The organism is Pseudomonas sp. GW821-FHT09C10 (genome assembly GCF_059418085.1).
In genome coordinates this window covers 438,620-458,059 of record NZ_JBWKPE010000002.1, presented here as the reverse complement: position 1 = coordinate 458,059, position 19,440 = coordinate 438,620, and the positions used below count along the sequence as shown (strand labels likewise).

General features: G+C 60.5%; 20 protein-coding genes. 9 read left to right on the top strand and 11 right to left on the bottom strand.

All coding sequences use genetic code 11. The features are described 5' to 3' along the window. Positions 1 to 43 precede the first annotated feature (43 nt). Genes AC07OT_RS05860 through tldD form a run of 3 tightly spaced genes read left to right on the top strand, consistent with a single transcriptional unit; the run spans position 44 to position 6,215 of the window. Complete coding sequence (locus AC07OT_RS05860; protein ID WP_495107675.1) at positions 44 to 3,859, top strand: YhdP family protein; 3,816 nt, start codon at positions 44 to 46, stop codon at positions 3,857 to 3,859. Between the two features lie 48 nt (positions 3,860 to 3,907). Then, positions 3,908 to 4,756 carry a carbon-nitrogen hydrolase family protein gene (locus tag AC07OT_RS05855; RefSeq protein WP_495107674.1) on the top strand — a complete coding sequence of 283 codons (849 nt, stop codon included), beginning with the start codon at positions 3,908 to 3,910 and terminating at the stop codon, positions 4,754 to 4,756. Positions 4,757 to 4,772: 16 nt separating this feature from the next. After that, positions 4,773 to 6,215 (top strand): metalloprotease TldD, encoded by a 1,443-nt coding sequence (tldD, locus tag AC07OT_RS05850; RefSeq protein ID WP_027604822.1) that lies wholly within the window; start codon positions 4,773 to 4,775, stop codon positions 6,213 to 6,215. 45 nt (positions 6,216 to 6,260) lie between these two features. Here the strand turns inward: tldD and yjgA are convergent, their stop codons facing one another. Continuing rightward, positions 6,261 to 6,782, bottom strand: a complete 522-nt coding sequence (gene yjgA / locus AC07OT_RS05845) for a ribosome biogenesis factor YjgA (protein ID WP_017138246.1) — start codon at positions 6,780 to 6,782, stop codon at positions 6,261 to 6,263. Positions 6,783 to 6,890: 108 nt separating this feature from the next. Here yjgA and pmbA point away from each other — a divergent pair, with 108 nt between their 5' ends. From pmbA to AC07OT_RS05815, 6 genes are all read left to right on the top strand, one after another. Beyond that, positions 6,891 to 8,237: a metalloprotease PmbA gene (gene pmbA / locus AC07OT_RS05840; RefSeq protein ID WP_141156754.1), complete on the top strand. Its 1,347-nt coding sequence runs from the start codon at positions 6,891 to 6,893 to the stop codon at positions 8,235 to 8,237. Positions 8,238 to 8,384: 147 nt separating this feature from the next. Then, complete coding sequence (locus tag AC07OT_RS05835) at positions 8,385 to 8,780, top strand: hypothetical protein (RefSeq protein WP_027604820.1); 396 nt, start codon at positions 8,385 to 8,387, stop codon at positions 8,778 to 8,780. Then, the gene (locus AC07OT_RS05830) at positions 8,773 to 10,149 is read left to right on the top strand and encodes a class II fumarate hydratase (protein ID WP_495107673.1); all 1,377 of its coding nucleotides are present in this window, start codon (positions 8,773 to 8,775) and stop codon (positions 10,147 to 10,149) included. The genes AC07OT_RS05835 and AC07OT_RS05830 overlap by 8 nt, the downstream gene beginning before the upstream one ends. A 27-nt stretch (positions 10,150 to 10,176) precedes the next feature. Then, a complete protein-coding gene (locus tag AC07OT_RS05825) occupies positions 10,177 to 10,605 on the top strand; it encodes a DUF2753 family protein (protein WP_027604818.1) in 429 nt (142 codons plus the stop codon). Position 10,606: 1 nt separating this feature from the next. Next, a complete protein-coding gene (locus AC07OT_RS05820) occupies positions 10,607 to 11,218 on the top strand; it encodes a superoxide dismutase (RefSeq protein ID WP_027604817.1) in 612 nt (203 codons plus the stop codon). A gap of 33 nt (positions 11,219 to 11,251) precedes the next feature. Then, positions 11,252 to 12,145 carry a ZIP family metal transporter gene (locus AC07OT_RS05815; RefSeq protein ID WP_495107672.1) on the top strand — a complete coding sequence of 298 codons (894 nt, stop codon included), beginning with the start codon at positions 11,252 to 11,254 and terminating at the stop codon, positions 12,143 to 12,145. Between the two features lie 20 nt (positions 12,146 to 12,165). On the opposite strand, the gene AC07OT_RS05810 is transcribed toward AC07OT_RS05815, so the two are convergent. From AC07OT_RS05810 to AC07OT_RS05765, 10 genes are all read right to left on the bottom strand, one after another. Further along, positions 12,166 to 12,438: an HPr family phosphocarrier protein gene (locus tag AC07OT_RS05810; RefSeq protein ID WP_027604815.1), complete on the bottom strand. Its 273-nt coding sequence runs from the start codon at positions 12,436 to 12,438 to the stop codon at positions 12,166 to 12,168. A gap of 16 nt (positions 12,439 to 12,454) precedes the next feature. Beyond that, a complete protein-coding gene (rapZ, locus tag AC07OT_RS05805; protein ID WP_495107671.1) occupies positions 12,455 to 13,312 on the bottom strand; it encodes an RNase adapter RapZ in 858 nt (285 codons plus the stop codon). 2 nt (positions 13,313 to 13,314) lie between these two features. Then, on the bottom strand, positions 13,315 to 13,779 hold the full coding sequence (gene ptsN, locus AC07OT_RS05800) for a PTS IIA-like nitrogen regulatory protein PtsN (protein WP_027604813.1): 465 nt from the start codon (positions 13,777 to 13,779) through the stop codon (positions 13,315 to 13,317). 10 nt (positions 13,780 to 13,789) lie between these two features. Then, on the bottom strand, positions 13,790 to 14,095 hold the full coding sequence (hpf, locus tag AC07OT_RS05795) for a ribosome hibernation-promoting factor, HPF/YfiA family (protein WP_003171804.1): 306 nt from the start codon (positions 14,093 to 14,095) through the stop codon (positions 13,790 to 13,792). Positions 14,096 to 14,170: 75 nt separating this feature from the next. Then, positions 14,171 to 15,664 carry an RNA polymerase factor sigma-54 gene (locus AC07OT_RS05790; RefSeq protein WP_065924292.1) on the bottom strand — a complete coding sequence of 498 codons (1,494 nt, stop codon included), beginning with the start codon at positions 15,662 to 15,664 and terminating at the stop codon, positions 14,171 to 14,173. A gap of 197 nt (positions 15,665 to 15,861) precedes the next feature. Then, positions 15,862 to 16,587 (bottom strand): LPS export ABC transporter ATP-binding protein, encoded by a 726-nt coding sequence (gene lptB / locus AC07OT_RS05785; RefSeq protein WP_016974288.1) that lies wholly within the window; start codon positions 16,585 to 16,587, stop codon positions 15,862 to 15,864. Continuing rightward, entirely contained in the window at positions 16,587 to 17,120 is a 534-nt protein-coding gene (lptA, locus tag AC07OT_RS05780) for a lipopolysaccharide transport periplasmic protein LptA (protein WP_027604809.1), read from the bottom strand. Before lptA ends, lptB begins: the two co-directional genes overlap by 1 nt. Beyond that, the gene (lptC, locus tag AC07OT_RS05775; protein WP_065938531.1) at positions 17,107 to 17,679 is read right to left on the bottom strand and encodes an LPS export ABC transporter periplasmic protein LptC; all 573 of its coding nucleotides are present in this window, start codon (positions 17,677 to 17,679) and stop codon (positions 17,107 to 17,109) included. Before lptC ends, lptA begins: the two co-directional genes overlap by 14 nt. 8 nt (positions 17,680 to 17,687) lie before the next feature. Beyond that, entirely contained in the window at positions 17,688 to 18,212 is a 525-nt protein-coding gene (locus tag AC07OT_RS05770; RefSeq protein WP_495101138.1) for a KdsC family phosphatase, read from the bottom strand. After that, positions 18,213 to 19,187 (bottom strand): KpsF/GutQ family sugar-phosphate isomerase, encoded by a 975-nt coding sequence (locus tag AC07OT_RS05765; RefSeq protein ID WP_495107670.1) that lies wholly within the window; start codon positions 19,185 to 19,187, stop codon positions 18,213 to 18,215. It lies immediately after the preceding gene. Between the last annotated feature and the right edge of the window lie 253 nt (positions 19,188 to 19,440).

Here is a 19,440-nt window from a genome sequence, read left to right as displayed (position 1 = left end):
ACTTTGATCTGCAGTCCGACTACTGCCTTGAGGGTCGCCTGACATGGAGCGTCTGACACGCTTTTTTGCCGCTTTGACCCGTTGGGGCCTTGGGCTGTGCGCCTTGCTGCTGGTGTTGGCGGCGGTGTACGTGAGCCTGGGGCGTGAATTGACCCCGTTGGTGGCCGAATACCGCGCGGAAATCGAAGCCAAGGCCCAGGCTGCGGTGGACATGCCTGTGCACATCGGCAGCCTTGAAGGCCGCTGGAGCGGTTTTGCGCCCGTGTTGCTGGCCCACGACGTAATGGTCGGCGAGGGCAGCAGTGCCTTGCGCCTGGATCAGGTCGAAGTGGTGCCGGACATGTGGGCCAGCCTGATGGCGCGCGAAGTGCGTATTGCGCACCTGGAAGTCAGTGGCCTGCAACTGAGCGCCAAGGAAGACAAGGACGGCCATTGGGCGCTGCAAGGCTTGCCGATACAGGACGACCAGCCGCTGGACCCGGAGCAATTGCTCAAGCGCATGCAGATGGTCAAGCGCGTATCGCTGCTCGACAGCCAGGTCACCCTGCAACCGTTCGACCAGGCGCCGCTGACCCTCACGTATGTGGGCTTGAGCCTGCACACGGGCGTCACCCGCCAGCGCCTGGACGCCCGCCTTACCTTGCCCGACGGCCAGCCCCTGGCCCTGAGCCTGCGCAGCCGCATTCGCGCGAGCCAGTGGAAGGACGCTGAAGTCGAGGCCTACCTGAGCCTGCCGCAGAGCGACTGGGCCAAGTGGATCCCCGCCAGGCTGACCCAGCAGTGGAAACTCACGCAGTTCAAGGCCGGCGGTGAGTTCTGGCTGAACTGGGGTAAAGGCACGGTGCAAAGTGCGGTCGTGCGCCTCAATTCGCCGCAGGTGAAGGGCAGCTACGCCGAACGCAAGCCGGTCCATATTGAAAACCTTGCACTCACGGCCTATCTGCAACGCAGTGATACCGGCTTGAAGGTGTTGTTCGATTCCCTGGCGATGAACCTGGGCGAGACCCGATGGGAATCGCGCCTGCAATTGCAGCAGACCCTGGCGACTGACACGGCCCTGGAAGCCTGGAAGCTGCAGGCTGACCGCCTTGACCTGACCCCCATCACACCGTTGCTCAACGCCCTGGCGCCGCTGCCGGAAGGCGTCGCCAAGACCGTCGAGCACCTGAAGGCCACTGGCCTGTTGCGCAATGTACTGGTGGATTTCCGTCCTCAAGACACCACCGATCAAAAAGTCAGCTTTGCCGCCAACCTGGAGCGGGTCGGGTTTGACGCCTACTTCGGTGCGCCGGCCGCACGCAATGTTTCCGGCAGCATCAGCGGCGACCTGGGCCAGGGCGAGTTGCGCATGGACAGCAAGGATTTTTCCCTGCACCTCGATCCGATCTTCGCCAAGCCCTGGCAATACCTCCAGGCCAATGCACGCCTGACGTGGAAGCTGGATAAACAAGGCTTCACCCTGATCGCCCCGTATATCAAGGTGCTGGGGGAAGAGGGCAAGATCGCTGCCGATTTCCTGATTCGCCTGCATTTCGACCACAGCCAGGAAGACTATATGGACCTGCGGGTCGGTATGGTCGATGGCGATGGACGCTTTACCCCTAAATACCTGCCGGCCGTACTGAGCCCCGCGTTGGATGAGTGGCTGCGCACGGCAATTCTCAAGGGCGCGGTGGACCAGGGGTTCTTCCAGTACCAGGGCTCGCTGAACCACGATGCGTTGCCCGCCGCCCGCAATATCAGCCTGTTCTTCAAGGTGCATGACGCCGAACTGGCGTTCCAGCCGGGTTGGCCCCATGTGAACAAGGTCAATGGCGAAGTGTTTGTCGAAGAGACGGGCGTACGCATCCTGGCCAGCAAGGGGCAGTTGCTCGACACCAAGGTCAAGGACGTCTACGTCAATATTCCCCACGCGCCGTCCGGCAAGGAAAGTCATCTGCTGCTTACCGGTGGTTTTGCCGGTGGCCTGGGTGATGGGCTGAAGATTCTCCAGGAAGCGCCAATTGGTACGGCCTCCACCTTCGCCGGCTGGAAAGGCGAAGGAGACCTGCAGGGCTCGCTGGATCTGGACGTTCCGCTGGTCAAGGGCATCGAGCCCAGGATCGTGGTGGATTTCCAGACTGACAAGGCACGCCTGCAGTTGGCGGAACCGCCCCTGGACCTGACGCAGCTCAAGGGCAATTTCCGCTTCGACAGCGCCAAGGGCTTGAGCGGCGAAAAAATTACCGCCCAGGCATTTGACCGGCCGATCACCGCGCAGATCTTTGCCGATGGCAAGCCGGGCAATATCAGCACCCGTGTCGCCGCCAAGGGGCAGGTGACGGTCAAGCGTCTGACGGATTGGTTGAAAGTCAGTCAGCCGTTGCCGGTGTCCGGCGATATTTCGTATCAGTTGCAGCTCAATCTGGACGGTGCCGACAGTCAACTGATGGTCAGCTCCAACCTCAAGGGCGTTGTGGTGGATTTGCCGGCGCCGTTCGGCATGCCGGCCAGCCAGGGGCGTGACAGCGTATTCCGCATGACCTTGCAGGGGGCTGAGCGCCGCTATTGGTTTGATTACGGTGAGTTGGCCAACTTCACCTTTGCCGCGCCGCCGGACAAACTCAATGACGGCCGTGGCGAGTTGTTCCTCGGCGATGGTGATGCCGTGCTGCCAGGCGCCAAGGGTTTGCGCATCCGTGGCGTACTCTCGGAGCTGGATATTGACCCGTGGAAAAAACTGGTGAACCAGTATGCTGGCAATGACCCGGGTGGCAGTGCCAAGCAGCTGCTGAGCGGTGCCGAATTCAAGATTGGCAAGCTCACTGGCCTGGGCACGCAGTTCGATCAGGTCAACCTGCAGCTGGATCGCAAGCCCGCTGCCTGGGGTTTACGCTTTGACAGCCAGCAAGCCAAGGGGGCCGTGAACCTGCCGGATGCCAAGGGCGCGCCGATTGCGGTCAACCTGCAATACGTGAAGCTGCCGGCGGTGGACCCGACGGTACAGGCTGATGAAAACGCACCGGACCCGTTGGCCAGTATCGATCCCAAGGATATTCCGGCGTTGGATATCGCCATTGACCAGCTGTTCCAGGGGCCGGACCTGATTGGCGCCTGGTCACTCAAGATCCGGCCAACGGTCAAAGGCCTGGCCTTCAATACGCTGGACCTGGGCCTCAAGGGCATGCAACTCAAGGGCGCCGGCGGATGGGAAGGTGTTCCGGGTGGCAGCAGCAGTTGGTACAAGGGGCGCCTGGACGGCAAGAATATCGCCGATGTACTCAAAGGCTGGGGCTATGCGCCCACGGTCACCAGCGAGGATTTCCACCTGGATGTGGATGGGCGTTGGCCGGGTTCGCCGGCCTGGGTCGGGCCTAAACGTTTCTCCGGCAGCCTGGATGCGACGTTCCGTAAAGGTCAGTTTGTCGAGGTGGAAGGTGGTGCCCAGGCGCTGCGGGTGTTCGGCCTGCTCAACTTCAACTCCATCGGGCGCCGCCTGCGCCTGGACTTCTCCGACCTGCTGGGCAAAGGCTTGAGTTATGACCGGGTCAAGGGTCAATTGGTCGCCAGCAATGGCGTGTTCGTGACGCGCGAGCCGATCACCATGACCGGCCCGTCGAGCAACCTGGAGCTCAACGGCACCCTGGACCTGGTGGCTGACCGTGTCGATGCGAAGTTGCTGGTGACGTTGCCGGTGACCAACAACCTGCCGATTGCCGCGCTGATCGTGGGCGCGCCGGCGATTGGTGGCGCACTGTTCCTGATCGACAAGCTGATCGGTGACCGTGTTTCGCGTTTCGCGAGCGTGCAATACAAGGTGGAAGGCCCATGGAAGGATCCAAAAATCACCTTCGACAAGCCCTTTGAAAAACCAAACTGAGAGCCTGTGGAGTAGCATGGCCCCATGCCTTTTACGGAGTATCGGCCCATGTCCTTTGCAGTAATCCAAATGGTCAGTCAGAGCGATGTGCTGGCCAACCTGGTCCAGGCCCGGCGCTTGTTGGAACAAGCGGTGGCCGGCGGTGCGAAGCTGGCGGTGCTGCCGGAAAACTTTGCCGCCATGGGCCGCCGCGACGTGGCGGATATCGGCCGCGCCGAGGCGCTGGGTGAAGGTCCGATCCTGCCATGGTTGAAACAGACCGCCCGCGACCTCACCTTATGGATAGTGGCTGGCACACTGCCGTTGCCGCCCAAGGATCAACCGCACGCCAAATCCAATGCCTGCTCGCTGCTGATCGATGATCGCGGCGAAGTCGTCGCCCGTTACGACAAGCTGCATTTGTTTGATGTGGACGTGGCGGACGCCCGGGGTCGCTATCGGGAGTCCGATGACTATGCTTTCGGGAGCAACGTGGTGGTGGCGGATACGCCGGTCGGCCGTTTGGGCCTGACGGTGTGCTACGACTTGCGCTTCCCCGAGCTGTACAGCGAGCTGCGCGCGGCGGGGGCTGAATTGATTACCGCGCCCTCGGCCTTTACCGCCGTGACCGGTGCCGCCCACTGGGATGTGCTGATTCGTGCACGGGCCATCGAAACCCAGTGTTACCTGCTGGCCGCCGCCCAGGGCGGTGTGCATCCAGGGCCACGGGAAACCTATGGTCGCGCGGCGATCGTCGACCCATGGGGTCGCGTGCTGACCCAACAGGATCAAGGTGAAGCAGTGTTGCTGGCCGAACGCGATAGCAGTGAACAGGCGTCGATACGGGCGCGCATGCCGGTGGTCAACCATCGGCGCTTTTTCTCGCAGGGCGCCCAGCGGCCTGCTTCAGAACGATGAATTTAAGGCCAAACCTATGAGCGAGTTGTTGTCCTCAGTCAGTGAACACCTCCTGGCACCCGGTGGCGTGACCATCGAAAGTTTGCAAACCGTGCTCGGCGATCTGGCCGGGCCAGGCATCGATGCCGCCGACCTGTATTTCCAGGGGCAGATCTCCGAGTCCTGGGCCCTGGAAGATGGCATCGTCAAGGAAGGCAGTTTCAATCTTGACCAAGGTGTAGGCGTTCGTGCGCAATCCGGGGAAAAGACCGGTTTTGCCTACAGTAACGCGATCACCCTGGAGGCGTTGGGCCTGGCCGCACGTGCCGCGCGTTCGATCTCCCGTGCCGGTCAACATGGCACGGTACAGGCGTTCAGTACCCAGGACGTGGCGCAGTTGTATGCGCCGGACAACCCCCTGGAAGTGATCAGCCGCGCGGAAAAGGTCGAGTTGCTCAAGCGTATCGATGCGGCCACCCGCGCCCTGGACCCGCGTATCCAGCAGGTCTCCGTGAGCATGGCCGGTGTGTGGGAACGCATCCTGGTGGCGTCCACCGACGGGGGGCTGGCGGCGGACGTACGGCCGCTGGTGCGTTTCAATGTCAGCGTGATCGTCGAGCAGAACGGCCGCCGCGAGCGTGGCGGCCACGGCGGCGGCGGGCGTACCGACTACCGTTACTTCCTCACCGACGACCGTGCCATGGGCTATGCCCGTGAGGCTCTGCGCCAGGCGTTGGTGAACCTGGAAGCCATTCCTGCGCCGGCCGGCACGTTGCCGGTGGTGTTGGGCCCGGGCTGGTCCGGCGTATTGCTGCACGAGGCCGTGGGCCATGGCCTGGAAGGCGATTTCAACCGCAAAGGCAGTTCCGCCTACAGCGGGCGCATGGGCGAGATGGTTGCGTCCAAGCTGTGCACCATTGTCGATGATGGCACCCTGGCCGGTCGCCGCGGCTCGCTGAGCGTCGATGATGAAGGCACGCCAACCGAATGCACCACCTTGATTGAAAACGGTGTGCTCAAGGGCTACATGCAGGACAAGCTCAATGCTCGCCTGATGGGCGTTGCGCGCACCGGTAACGGCCGTCGCGAATCTTATGCGCACCTGCCGATGCCCCGCATGACCAACACCTACATGCTCGGTGGCGAAAGCGACCCGGCGGAGATCATCGCCTCGGTGAAACGCGGTATCTACTGCGCCAACCTCGGCGGCGGCCAGGTGGATATCACCAGCGGCAAGTTCGTGTTCTCCACCAGCGAGGCATACCTGATCGAAGACGGCAGGATTACCGCGCCGGTCAAAGGGGCAACGTTGATTGGCAATGGCCCTGAAGCCATGAGTAAGGTGTCGATGGTCGGCAACGACCTGGCCCTGGACAGTGGTGTGGGCATGTGCGGGAAGGATGGGCAGTCGGTGCCGGTAGGTGTCGGCCAGCCAACGCTGAAAATTGACGCGATCACCGTGGGTGGCACGGGGTCGTAAGGGGTGGAGCTTCGGGTGGCGAAGATCGCCACCCGGGGAAGGGCCTCAACGCAGGCCGCGTTGAGTCTCGTCCAGCTCACGGATGTATTTGAAGATTTTACGGCTGGTGGCCGGCGCCTTGTTATGCGCCTGCTCGTGCTGGGCCTGACGGATCAGGGAGCGCAGTTGCTGGCGGTCCGCGTCCGGGTAGTCCAGCACGAATTTCTCCAGCACCGCGTCATCGCCCGAGATCAGGCGGTCACGCCAACGTTCCAGGTTGTGGAAACGTTCGTTGTACTGGCGAGTGGAGGCATCGGTTTGATCAAGCAAGGCGAGAATGGCGTCAGTGTCCTGATCGCGCATCAGCTTGCCGATAAACATGATGTGCCGTTTACGCGCGATATTCGCGGTGTGCTTGGGTGCGTCCGCAAGCGCCCGGCGCATTTCGTCGGTCAGTGGCAGTTTTGCAATCAAGTCTTTCTTGAGCGTTGTAAGGCGCTCGCCCAGGTCAACCAGAGCATGCAGCTCACGTTTGACCTGGGTTTTGCTTTTCTCCCCATCGAGGGAGTCGTCGTAAGAATCAACCATGGTGGCAGTCCGCAAAGAAACGCCGCCATGATAACCAGTCGGGGGCCGCTTGTCCGGCCCGGTCGCTCGATGGCCTTAGCCGAAAGCAGAATTTGAGTGGAGAAAACCATGAGTGCAGCCCAAAGCGTCGGTCCGCAAGCGTTACCGGCCCTGCAGGAACAAGTCGAGCAGATCCTTGCCGAGGCCAAGCGCCAGGGGGCCAGCGCCTGTGAAGTGGCGGTGTCGCTGGAGCAGGGGTTGTCGACGTCGGTACGTCAACGGGAAGTGGAAACCGTCGAATTCAACCGTGACCAGGGCTTTGGCATCACCTTGTATGTGGGGCAGCGCAAAGGTTCGGCCAGTACGTCGGCCAGCGGCCCGGAGGCCATACGCGAAACGGTTGCCGCCGCGTTGGCGATTGCCCAGCACACCTCCGAGGATGAAAGCTCGGGCTTGGCCGATAAGGCGCTGATGGCCAAGGACTTGAAGGATTTCGATCTGTTCCATGCCTGGGACATCACGCCCGAGCGGGCCATCGAGCTGGCGCTGACCTGCGAAGCGGCGGCGTTCGATGCCGATACCCGCATCAAGAACGCCGATGGCACCACGTTGAACACGCATCAGGGCTGCCGCGTATATGGCAACAGCCACGGGTTTATCGGCGGGTATGCGTCCACGCGCCATAGTCTGAGTTGCGTGATGATCGCCGAGGCCAATGGCCAGATGCAGCGTGATTACTGGTACGACGTAAGTCGTCAGGGTGAGTTGCTGGCAGACCCGGTCAGCATTGGTCAGCGTGCCGCACAACGTGCCGCGAGCCGCCTGGGCGCGCGCCCGGTGCCGACCTGTGAAGTGCCTGTACTGTTTTCGGCGGAGCTGGCAGGCGGTTTGTTCGGCAGTTTCCTGAGTGCCATTTCCGGCGGCAACCTGTATCGCAAGTCTTCGTTCCTTGAAGGGGCGATCGGCCAGACGTTGTTTCCCGAGTGGCTGACCATCGATGAGCGTCCGCACTTGATGCGGGCTATGGGCAGTGCGGCGTTCGATGGGGACGGTTTGGCCACGTATGCCAAGCCGTTCGTCGAAAACGGTGAACTGGTGTCTTACGTGCTCGGCACTTACTCAGGCCGCAAACTCGGCCTGCCAAGCACCGCCAACGCCGGTGGCGTGCATAACCTGTTCGTGACCCATGGCGACGAAGACCAGGCGGCGCTGTTGCGTCGCATGGGGCGTGGCCTGCTGGTAACCGAATTGATGGGCCATGGCCTGAACATGGTCACTGGGGATTATTCCCGTGGTGCGGCGGGTTTCTGGGTGGAAAACGGTGAGATTCAGTTCGCCGTCCAGGAAGTGACCATCGCCGGCAATATGCGCGATATGTTCAAGCAGATCGTTGCTGTGGGAAATGACCTGGAACTGCGCAGCAATATTCGCACAGGCTCGGTGCTGATCGAGCGGATGACCGTCGCAGGCAGTTAATCCCGCTACAGCTTCACAAAAAGGCGCGCCATCTTACGGATGGCGCGCCTTTTTTGTGGGCGTGTTTCAGGGGGATTGAGGTGTTACTCTTGTTTTGATTCTCAATATCATTTAATAATAAATATCATTACCGGATGAGTGTGGATCATGAGTTCTGTCCTGCATGAGGATCCTTACCTGGAAAGCTGGCGCTGGATGAGTCGCCAGATTCGCTGTGGTCTGGATCCCAATGAGCCTCGCCTGATCGAACATTACCTCAACGAGGGCCGATACCTGGCGTGTTGTACCGCGACCCATCCGTGGACCATCGCTGAAACCTCATTCCGCCTGCTGATCGACACCGCCAGCGATATTGCACTGCCGTGGCATTGGCGATCCCTGTGTCTGGATCAAGCCTGGCGCCCACTGCGCGACCTGGAAAAACTCTCTCACTGTGCCTGCCGCCTCAAGCGCTGGCAGACCTTTGCCTGGCAATTGGCGACCTGCGAATTGCTTCCCTCCATTTCCGTTTCTGACCTGGTGCAAGGATCTTCCGATGAGTAACACCCGTATCGAACGCGACAGCATGGGCGAACTGCAAGTCCCCGCCGAGGCCTTGTACGGTGCGCAAACCCAGCGCGCGGTGAACAACTTTCCGATCAGCCACCAACGTATGCCGGCGCAATTCATTCGCGCACTGATCCTGGCCAAGGCGGCGGCTGCCAAGGTCAACGTCGACCTCAAGCAGATCAGCGAAGGGCAGGGCAAAGCCATCGTCGATGCCGCCCAAGGCTTGCTCGAAGGCGATTACATGCGGCACTTCCCGGTGGATATCTTCCAGACCGGTTCCGGCACCAGTTCGAATATGAATGCCAACGAAGTGATTGCGACGCTCGCCAGCCGCTTGCTCGGCGAAGCGGTCAATCCTAACGATCATGTGAATTGCGGCCAAAGCAGCAACGACATCATCCCGACCACCATCCACGTCAGTGCCGCGCTGGTGCTGCACGAGCAGACGCTGCCGGCCCTGCTGCACCTGGTGCAGGTGATCGAGCAGAAAGCCGAAAAGGTTCACCCATTCATCAAGACCGGCCGCACGCACCTGATGGACGCCATGCCCGTGCGCATGAGCCAGGTGCTCAATGGCTGGGCGCAGCAACTCAAGGCCAATATCGGTCACCTGCAGGATTTATTGCCGGCCCTGCAGGCTCTGGCCCAGGGCGGTACGGCGGTGGGCACCGGGATCAACGCACATCCGGAGTTTTCGGCGCGTTTCAGCCAGCAACTGAGCAGCCTGGCCGGCGTGAAATTCACCCCCGGCAAGAACCTGTTCGCGCTGATCGGCTCCCAGGACACTGCCGTCGCCGTCTCCGGCCAGTTGAAAGCCACCGCCGTGTCACTGATGAAAATCGCCAATGACCTGCGCTGGATGAACTCCGGCCCGCTGGCCGGCCTGGGGGAAATCGAACTGGAGGGCCTGCAGCCGGGCTCCTCGATCATGCCAGGCAAGGTCAACCCGGTGATTCCTGAGGCTACGGCGATGGTGGCTGCGCAAGTCATCGGCAATGACACGGTGATCACCGTCGCTGGCCAATCCGGCAACTTCGAGCTGAATGTGATGCTGCCGATCATTGCCCAGAACCTGCTCAGCAGCCTCGAATTGCTGGCCAATGCCAGCCGCCTGCTGGCAGACAAGGCCATCGCCAGCTTCAAGGTCAACGAAGCCAAGCTCAAGGAAGCGCTGTCGCGCAACCCGATCCTGGTCACCGCACTCAACCCGATCATTGGTTACCAAAAGGCCGCTGAGATTGCCAAGAAGGCCTATCAGCAGGGCCGTCCGGTGATTGAGGTGGCCCTTGAGCACACCGACCTGCCCCGTAGCCAACTGGAAGTCCTGTTGGATCCGGAAAAGCTCACGGCCGGCGGCGTGTAATCACCGACCCTGCTTTGGAGGCTCACCATGGAGCACTGGAAACGCACGATCGAACGCGCCAATCGCTGCTTTATGCAGGGCGAATTGGTTGACGCTCGCGAGGCCTATCTGCAAGCCCTGGCCCTGGCTCAAGTGTTGTTCGAGCGCTGGGCGAATGCCGACGAAGCAGTGGCGGCTTGCGTCATTTCCCATCACAACCTGGCGGATTTGCACCTGCGCCTGAATCAGCCCGAGGAAAGCGCCGAATACCTCTGCGCTATTCACCAGCGCTTGCTCCAGGCCATGCAGGACGTGCGCCTGAGCCCGCAGCTGCGAGAAGCGGCGCTGCGCCAGAGCAGCAAGACTTACGTCGAACTGTTGAATTTCATCAGCGATCACGGTGAGTACCCGCGCACCCATCGCTTGCTGGGCGGTACTGCGGTGCAGCCGACCCCGTCTCAATACGGAGCACATTGATATGACCTACACCTTGCCTGCCTTGCCCTATGCCTACGATGCCCTGGAACCGCATATCGATGCGCAAACCATGGAGATTCACTACACCAAGCACCACCAGACCTACATCAATAACCTCAATGCTGCGGTCGAGGGCACCGAGTTTGCGGGCTGGCCGGTGGAAAAACTGGTGTCCAGCGTGCAGCAGTTGCCGGAAAAACTGCGTGCGGCCGTCATCAACCAAGGCGGCGGCCATGCCAACCACTCGCTGTTCTGGGCGGTGATGTCGCCTAAAGGTGGCGGCAAGCCCGACGGCGCATTGGGAAAAGCCGTAGAAGAGCAACTCGGCGGTTTCGACAGTTTCAAGGAAGCCTTCACCAAGGCCGCCTTGACCCGTTTCGGCAGCGGCTGGGCGTGGTTGAGTGTCACCCCGCAAAAGACGCTGATAGTGGAAAGCAGCGGCAACCAGGACAGCCCGTTGATGAATGGCAACACGCCGATCCTCGGCCTGGACGTCTGGGAGCATGCTTATTACCTGCGCTACCAGAACCGTCGACCTGAATACATCAACGCCTTCTACAGTGTTATCAACTGGCCGGAAGTCGCCGCACGCTATCAGGCCGCGTTGGCCTGACATTCACTTCCATAACAAGATCTAAGGCCGACTATGGGCACTGAAACACTGGCGATCAGCAGCGTGCGAATGTTTCGTTATGCGTTTGGTTCGCTGCTGCTGTTGGCAGGTACTGCATTGCTGGTGGCCCACGGGCTGGCCTGGCTGGATCTGGCGCCGCGCATCATGCGCGCCCTGCAGGGCGGGGCGATTTGCGCGCTTGGCACGGCGCTCGGGGCGGTTCCGGTCTTGGTGATTCGGCGGATGCCCGTGGCGTTGAGCGACACCTTGTTGGGCTTCGGTGCCGGTGTAATGCTGGCGGCGACCGCGTTTTCGCTGGTCGTACCGGGTATTGCCGCTGCCGAAGCCCTTGGCCTTTCGCCCTGGGGCGCAGGCGGGCTGATCAGCTTCGGCATCATGCTGGGGGCGTTTGGTTTGTATCTGGTGGACCGCAAGGTATCCGGCGCCAGTCCGGAGATGTTGGTGGGTACACCGGATAAACCGGTGATTCCACCGCGTATCTGGCTGTTCGTGTTTGCCATCATCGCCCACAACATCCCCGAAGGCATGGCCGTTGGCGTCTCAGCCGGCGGCGGCATGCCGGATGCCGACAGCTTGGCCATGGGTATTGCTTTGCAGGATGTGCCCGAAGGCCTGGTCATTGCGCTGGTATTGGCCGGGGCAGGGATGTCCCGGGTCAGGGCATTCCTGATTGGCGCTGCCTCAGGCTTGGTGGAGCCAGTGTTCGCCGTGCTTTGCGCCTGGCTGGTGACCCTGGCTGAGGTGCTGTTGCCCTTGGGCCTGGCGCTGGCCGCTGGTGCGATGTTGTTGGTGGTCACCCACGAAGTGATCCCGGAGTCGCGTCGCAACGGTCACGAAAAGCTCGCCAGCCTCGGGTTGTGCATGGGGTTCTGCTTGATGATGGTGATGGATACCGCCTTGGGGTGAGGCCTCAGCGGGGATAGGGGTTACTCACCCTCATCAAAGAAGTTGTTGATCAGCGCCACCAGGGCGTCCATGGCTTCCTGCTCTTGCTCGCCCTCGGTGCTCAAATGAATTTTGGTGCCTTTGCCGGCTGCCAACATCATCATCGCCATGATGCTTTTGCCATCGACCATGCTCTCAGGTGTACGCCCGGCGCGGATCTGGCAAGGGAACTGCCCGGCAATACCGACGAATTTGGCCGAGGCGCGGGCATGCAGACCCAGCTTGTTGATGATTTCAATTTCCAGAGCGGGCATCGCGGGGGTGTTCCTTTCAGCTAAGGTCGCGGTGGCGAACCTGGACGTTCTTGAGGGTTTGTTGCAGCACCTGGCCCAGGCGCTCGGTCAGGTAGACAGAGCGGTGGTGACCGCCGGTGCAGCCGATGGCAATGGTGACATAGGCTCGGTTGCTCGCGGCAAAGCGCGGCAACCATTTGAGCAGGTAGCTGGAAATGTCCTGGAACATCTCCTCCATATCCGGTTGCGCGGCCAGGTAATCGGCCACAGGCTGATCCAGCCCCGACTGGTCGCGCAGTTCCGGCTTCCAATAAGGATTGGGCAGGCAGCGCACGTCGAACACCAGGTCGGCATCCACCGGCATGCCACGCTTGAAACCAAAGGACTCGACCAGAAATGCCGTGCCAGGCTCCGGCTGGTTCAGCAGGCGGAGCTTGATGGCATCGCGCAACTGGTACAGGTTGAGGCTGGTGGTGTTGATCTTGAGGTCGGCGAGGTCAATGATCGGCCCCAGCAGCTTGGTTTCGTCCTCGATGGCTTCGGCCAGGGAACGGTGCGGGCTGCTGAGGGGGTGACGTCGGCGGGTCTCTGAGAAGCGCTTGAGCAGGGTTTCTTCGTCGGCGTCCAGATACAGCACATCGCAATGAATGTGCTTGGCGCGCACCTCTTCGAGCAATTCCGGAAAGCGTGTGAGGTGGCTCGGCAGGTTGCGGGCGTCAATCGAAACCGCGACTAGGGGTTGTGCCAATTCGGTATGGATCAGTGCTCGCTCCGCCAATTCCGGGAGCAGACCGGCGGGCAGGTTGTCGATGCAATAGAAGCCGTTGTCCTCAAGGACGTTGAGGGCGGTACTTTTACCCGAGCCGGAGCGGCCGCTGACGATGATCAAACGCATGATTACTGCCCGTTTTGTTCATCCAGGACAACTTGGTACAGCGCCTCGTTGCTACTGGCACTGCGCAGTTTGTCGCGTACTTCCTTGCGGTCGAGCATGCTTGCGATCTGCCTAAGCAGTTCCAGGTGTGCGTCGGTGGCAGCCTGTGGGACCAGCAGAACAAACAGCAGGTCTACCGGGGCGCCGTCGATCGCGTCGAAATCGATAGGTGCGTCCAGGTGCAGCAGGGCGCTGACAGGTGTTTCGCAGCCTTTGAGGCGGCAGTGGGGAATGGCGATGCCGTTGCCAAAACCGGTGGAGCCGAGTTTTTCACGGGCAATCAGAGCCTCAAAGACATCTTGCATCTCCAGCTCAGGCACTTGGCTGCTGATCAGGTTGGCAATTTGTTCGAGGGCTTTCTTCTTGCTGCCGCCCGGCACGTTCACGAGGGAACGGCCGGGGGTCAGGATGGTTTCAAGTCGGATCATGGGGGGAGAGTTAACGACCTGTACCTTGCATCAGGTGCAGATTCTTTTCCTTATGCTTTATGAGTTGGCGGTCCAGCTTGTCGTAGAGCGAGTCGATCGCCGCGTACATGTCTTCATGTTCCGCATTGGCAACGAGCTTGGCATTCGGCACGTGCAGGGTGGCCTCGATTTTCTGCTTGAGCTTGTCGACCTCCATGATGACCTGCACGTTGGTGATCTTGTCAAAATGCCCCGCAAGCTTGTTCAGCTTGCTCTCGGTGTACTCGCGCAGGGGCTTGGTAACTTCCAGTTGGTGTCCACTGATGTTGACTTGCATACAGCTTCTCCTTCGTTGCCAGTGCATAAAGCGGCGGGTAGGAATACCCGCCACTGGAACGCTGTGGCCCGCCCGTCACATCAAACGCTTACGCTCGCTGGAAGGCGCGATCCCTAGGGACTCGCGGTACTTGGCGACGGTTCGACGGGCGACCTGAATGCCTTGTGCCTCCAGTAAACCAGCGATCTTGCTGTCACTCAACGGCTTTTTCTGATTTTCCGCAGCAACCAGTTTTTTGATGATTGCGCGGATCGCCGTGGACGAGCATTCGCCGCCTTCGGATGTGCTGACATGGCTGGAGAAAAAGTATTTCAGCTCATATATGCCCCGTGGGGTATGCATGAATTTTTGTGTGGTCACCCGGGAAATCGTCGATTCGTGCATGCCCACCGCTTCTGCGATGTCGTGCAGGACCAGCGGTTTCATCGCCTCGTCACCATATTCCAGGAAGCCGCGCTGATGCTCGACGATCTGGGTGGCCACTTTCATCAGGGTTTCGTTGCGGCTTTGCAGGCTCTTGATGAACCAACGCGCTTCCTGCAACTGGTTGCGCATGAAGGTGTTGTCGGCGCTGGTGTCGGCACGGCGCACAAAACCGGCATATTGCGGGTTGACCCGCAGGCGCGGCACCGACTCCTGGTTCAGTTCCACCAACCAGCGCTCGTTGTCCTTGCGCACGATCACGTCGGGAACGACGTATTCGGCTTCGCTGGACTCGATCTGCGAGCCTGGACGCGGGTTGAGGCTTTGCACCAGCTCGATGACCTGGCGCAGGTCGTCTTCCTTGAGCTTCATGCGCCGCATCAACTGGCTGTAGTCGCGGCTGCCCAGCAGGTCGATGTAGTCGGTGACCAAACGCTGGGCCTCTGCGAGCCAAGGGGTCTTGGCGGGCAGCTGGCGCAGTTGAAGCAGCAGGCATTCGCTCAGGGTGCGGGCACCAATGCCGGCGGGCTCGAATTGTTGGATGCGGTGCAGGACCGCTTCAATTTCGTCCAGCTCGATGTCCAGTTCCGGGTCGAAGGCCTCGAGAATCTCTTCGAGCGTCTCGTCCAGGTAACCCTGGTTATTGATGCAGTCGATCAGGGTCACGGCGATCAGGCGATCGGTGTCCGACATCGGCGCGAGGTTCAATTGCCACAGCAGATGGCTCTGCAGGCTCTCGCCGGCGGAAGTACGGGTGGTGAAGTCCCACTCGTCATCGTCATTGCTGGGCAGGCTGCTGGCGCTGGTCTGGTAGACGTCCTCCCAGGCGGTGTCCACCGGGAGTTCGTTGGGAATGCGTTCGTTCCAATCGCCTTCCTCAAGGTTATCCACCGTGGGGGCGGTTTCCTGGTAGGAGGGTTCCTGTACGTCGGAATTGGGTTTTTGCTCGATGTTGTCGGCCAGTGGGTCTGCATTATCGAAGTCGTCGCCTTCTTCCTGGCGTTCGAGCATCGGATTGGACTCCAGGGCCTCCTGGATTTCCTGTTGCAGGTCCAGGGTCGACAATTGGAGCAGGCGGATGGCCTGTTGCAGCTGCGGTGTCATCGTCAGCTGCTGGCCCATTCTCAGGACTAGCGATGGTTTCATGGCAGGGGCTTAACACCTTATTCGCCGGCGCAATGCGCCATCCACGACAGGGCGCGTGAGCGCCAAACATAAGCAAATTATATGCCTGATATCGGGGGCTTTGCCTAGAGCGCGGTAACAATAAAAATCCGGAGGTTTTCATTGACTCCCGCGCATCGGGCAAACGACCTGCCACCGCCTTGTTGTTGCAGGCGGCCTTACAGGCGGAACTCGTGACCCAGGTACACTTCCTTGACCAATTCGTTGGCCAGGATGGTGGCAGAGTCGCCTTCGGCGATCAGCTGGCCATCGTTGACGATATACGCGGTTTCGCAGATATCGAGGGTCTCACGCACGTTGTGGTCAGTGATCAGTACGCCGATGCCCTTGGCCTTGAGGTGGTGGATGATCTGCTTGATGTCGCCGACTGAGATGGGGTCGACGCCGGCAAACGGCTCGTCCAGCAGGATGAACTTGGGGGCAGTGGCCAGGGCGCGGGCGATTTCCACGCGACGACGCTCACCACCGGACAGGCTCATGCCAAGGTTGTCGCGAATGTGGTTGATGTGGAATTCCTGCAGCAGGCTTTCCAGTTCTTTGCGGCGGCCGTCACGGTCGAGTTCCTTGCGGGTTTCAAGGATGGCCATGATGTTGTCGGATACCGACAGCTTGCGGAAGATCGACGCTTCCTGCGGAAGATAGCCGATACCTGCACGGGCGCGACCGTGCATTGGCTGGTGGCTCACATCCAGGTCGTCGATCAATACGCGACCTTGGTCCGCCTGAACCAGGCCGACGATCATGTAGAAGCAGGTGGTCTTGCCGGCGCCGTTAGGGCCAAGCAAGCCGACGATCTGGCCGCTGTCGATCGACAGGCTGACGTCGCGCACGACCTGACGGCTTTTATAGGCCTTGGCCAGATGCTGGGCTTTCAGGGTTGCCATTACTCGGCCTTCTTCTTCGGCTGGATAACCATGTCGATGCGTGGGCGTGGCGCGGTGACCTTGCTGCCATTGGCACGACCGGCGTTGGCGATCTGCTTCACGGTGTCATAGGTGATCTTCTCGCCTTCCGTGGAGTTGCCATCGGGGCTGAGTACCTTGGCCTGGTCGATCAGCACGATGCGATTCTGCTGGGCGTGATACTGGATGGTCTTGCCGTAGCCCTTCATCGGGCCGGTGTCGGTAGCCGACTGCTTCTGTTCGAAGTAGGCCAGGTTGCCCACCGAAGTCACCACGTCGATATCGCCCGCCTGGGTGCGCGTCAGTGTCACCGTGTTGCCGGTGATCTTCATCGAGCCCTGGGTGATGATCACGCCGCCGGTATAGGTGGCGACGCCTTGCTTGTCATCCAGTTGCGCATCGTCAGCCGAGATGTGGATCGGTTGCTGGCTATCGTTCGGCAGAGCCCAGGCGCTCACGCTTCCCAGTGCTGCGCCCAGACCGAGCAAAATAGGGAGAGTTTTAACGAGCCTCATACTGTCCTCTTACGTTCGATAGCAGGTGTATCCTGCTTTCTTTCAAATACGCTTTCATTCCCTTGCCAGTCGATACACCGCCAGCGCCGTCGATTCTAACGTCTTGCTCGGTCTGCGCATATTGCTTCTGTGGGAATACGGTCATGCGACTGCTGGTAATCACGGTGTCACGGTTTTTGGCGTCAGTGCGCGCAACGCGTACCGAGTCAATCAGTTCTACCTCGGTGCCGTCCGGGTTGACCTCGCCACGCTTGCTCGTGACATGCCATGGGAACTCGGTGCCGCGATACAGGTTCAGGTCCGGGTTGGTCAGCAGGGTGACTTCGGTGGCCTTCAAATGCTCGACTTTGTCCGAGGTCATCTCGTACTGCACCTTGCCGTCGGGCAGGAACTGCACGCTGTAGGCATTGGTTGCGTAATAGTCGATAGCCCCTTCGTCAACCTGCGCAACAGGCTGGTCGAGGAAGCGCCCCGGGCTGATATTCCAGTAGCCCACCGCCAGAAACAGCGCGGCAATGACCCCGAATAGCAGGAAGTTGCGAATCTTTTTACTCAGCATAAAACGCTCTATAGGTAGGCGGCGTGGGCCGCTTCAAGACTGCCCTGGGCTCGCAGGATCAGTTCACAGAACTCGCGGGCGGCACCTTCGCCGCCACGGGCGGTGGTGACGCCATGGGCGTGCTCGCGAACAAACGTCGCCGCATTGGCGACGGCCATGCCCAGGCCCACTCGGCGAATGACCGGCAAGTCGGGCAGATCATCGCCCAGATAGGCAACCTGCTCATAGCTTAGGTTGAGTTGGCCAAGAAGCTCGTCCAGAACCACCAGTTTATCCTCGCGGCCCTGATACAGGTGAGGAATACCGAGGTTTTGTGCGCGGCGTTCCACAACGGGGGTTTTTCTGCCGCTGATAATCGCCGTTTGCACGCCCGAAGCCATCAGCATCTTGATGCCCTGGCCGTCGAGGGTATTGAACGTCTTGAATTCGCTGCCATCTTCGAGAAAGTACAGGCGGCCATCGGTCAGCACGCCGTCAACGTCGAAAATCGCCAGTTTGATCTGTTTACCGCGTTGCAACAGGTCGCTGGTCATTTACATCACTCCCGCACGCAGCAAGTCGTGCATGTTCAGGGCGCCCACCGGGTGGTCGTCGCTATCGACCACCACCAGCGCGCCGATCTTGTGGTCTTCCATGATCTTCAATGCTTCGGCTGCCAGCATTTCAGGGCGTGCAGTCTTGCCATGGGGGGTCATCACGGCGTCGATGGTCGCGGTGCGGATATCGATGGTGCGGTCCAGGGTGCGACGCAGGTCACCGTCAGTGAATACCCCGGCCAGGCGCCCGTCGGCTTCCAGGATCACGGTCATGCCCAGGCCCTTGCGGGTCATTTCCATCAGCGCGTCCTTCAGCAGGGTGCCGCGTTGGACGTGGGGCAATTCCTCGCCTGAATGCATGACGTTTTCCACTTTCAGCAGCAGGCGGCGGCCCAGGGCGCCACCCGGGTGGGAAAATGCGAAGTCTTCAGCGGTGAATCCACGGGCTTCCAGCAGCGCCACGGCCAGGGCGTCGCCCATGACCAGGGCGGCGGTGGTGGAGGAGGTCGGCGCCAGGTTCAGCGGGCAGGCCTCGTGGTCCACGTGAACATTCAGGTTCACGTCGCCGGCCTTGGCCAGGGTTGATTCCGGGTTGCCGGTGACGCTGATCATCTTGATGCCCAGGCGCTTGATCAGCGGCAGCAGGGTCACGATTTCGTTGGTGGTGCCGGAGTTGGACAGCGCCAGGATGATGTCATCCTTGGTGATCATGCCCATGTCGCCGTGGCTGGCTTCGGCCGGATGCACGAAAAATGCGGTGGTCCCGGTGCTGGCCAGGGTGGCGGCGATCTTGTTGCCGACGTGGCCCGACTTGCCCATGCCGACCACGACAACACGGCCCTTGCTGGCCAGGATCATCTCGCAGGCGCGTACGAAATCTGCGTCGATATGGGCCAGCAAGCCCTCTACAGCTTCAACTTCGAGGCGGATGGTGCGTTGCGCGGATTGAATAAGGTCGCTGGTTTGGCTCATGTCTGAAGTCGTATAGCCTGACGAAAAGTCGGCGATTATAGCGGTAATGAACAATTCCCTCACGCAAGTTCGTCAGGCTTTATTCAACGAATGCCTGAGAACCATCCTCAGTAACATAGCCAGCAACGTTTTTTCCCTGTCCCTAAACTGAACTAGCGCAGTTCCGGCCTTGGGCGCCCTGTACCAGCAGTGATATAGTTCGCCGCCAGTTCGGTCCGCCCAGCCCATGTGGCTATCTATATGCGTCACCGTT

Bases quoted from the DNA above. Each gene is read 5' to 3' on its own strand.
- AC07OT_RS05860 (WP_495107675.1), top strand. From the start codon at position 44: ATGGAGCGTCTGACACGCTTTTTTGCCGCTTTGACCCGTTGGGGCCTT.
- AC07OT_RS05855 (WP_495107674.1), top strand. From the start codon at position 3,908: ATGTCCTTTGCAGTAATCCAAATGGTCAGTCAGAGCGATGTGCTGGCC.
- tldD (WP_027604822.1), top strand. From the start codon at position 4,773: ATGAGCGAGTTGTTGTCCTCAGTCAGTGAACACCTCCTGGCACCCGGT.
- yjgA (WP_017138246.1), bottom strand. From the start codon at position 6,782: ATGGTTGATTCTTACGACGACTCCCTCGATGGGGAGAAAAGCAAAACC.
- pmbA (WP_141156754.1), top strand. From the start codon at position 6,891: ATGAGTGCAGCCCAAAGCGTCGGTCCGCAAGCGTTACCGGCCCTGCAG.
- AC07OT_RS05835 (WP_027604820.1), top strand. From the start codon at position 8,385: ATGAGTTCTGTCCTGCATGAGGATCCTTACCTGGAAAGCTGGCGCTGG.
- AC07OT_RS05830 (WP_495107673.1), top strand. From the start codon at position 8,773: ATGAGTAACACCCGTATCGAACGCGACAGCATGGGCGAACTGCAAGTC.
- AC07OT_RS05825 (WP_027604818.1), top strand. From the start codon at position 10,177: ATGGAGCACTGGAAACGCACGATCGAACGCGCCAATCGCTGCTTTATG.
- AC07OT_RS05820 (WP_027604817.1), top strand. From the start codon at position 10,607: ATGACCTACACCTTGCCTGCCTTGCCCTATGCCTACGATGCCCTGGAA.
- AC07OT_RS05815 (WP_495107672.1), top strand. From the start codon at position 11,252: ATGGGCACTGAAACACTGGCGATCAGCAGCGTGCGAATGTTTCGTTAT.
- AC07OT_RS05810 (WP_027604815.1), bottom strand. From the start codon at position 12,438: ATGCCCGCTCTGGAAATTGAAATCATCAACAAGCTGGGTCTGCATGCC.
- rapZ (WP_495107671.1), bottom strand. From the start codon at position 13,312: ATGCGTTTGATCATCGTCAGCGGCCGCTCCGGCTCGGGTAAAAGTACC.
- ptsN (WP_027604813.1), bottom strand. From the start codon at position 13,779: ATGATCCGACTTGAAACCATCCTGACCCCCGGCCGTTCCCTCGTGAAC.
- hpf (WP_003171804.1), bottom strand. From the start codon at position 14,095: ATGCAAGTCAACATCAGTGGACACCAACTGGAAGTTACCAAGCCCCTG.
- AC07OT_RS05790 (WP_065924292.1), bottom strand. From the start codon at position 15,664: ATGAAACCATCGCTAGTCCTGAGAATGGGCCAGCAGCTGACGATGACA.
- lptB (WP_016974288.1), bottom strand. From the start codon at position 16,587: ATGGCAACCCTGAAAGCCCAGCATCTGGCCAAGGCCTATAAAAGCCGT.
- lptA (WP_027604809.1), bottom strand. From the start codon at position 17,120: ATGAGGCTCGTTAAAACTCTCCCTATTTTGCTCGGTCTGGGCGCAGCA.
- lptC (WP_065938531.1), bottom strand. From the start codon at position 17,679: ATGCTGAGTAAAAAGATTCGCAACTTCCTGCTATTCGGGGTCATTGCC.
- AC07OT_RS05770 (WP_495101138.1), bottom strand. From the start codon at position 18,212: ATGACCAGCGACCTGTTGCAACGCGGTAAACAGATCAAACTGGCGATT.
- AC07OT_RS05765 (WP_495107670.1), bottom strand. From the start codon at position 19,187: ATGAGCCAAACCAGCGACCTTATTCAATCCGCGCAACGCACCATCCGC.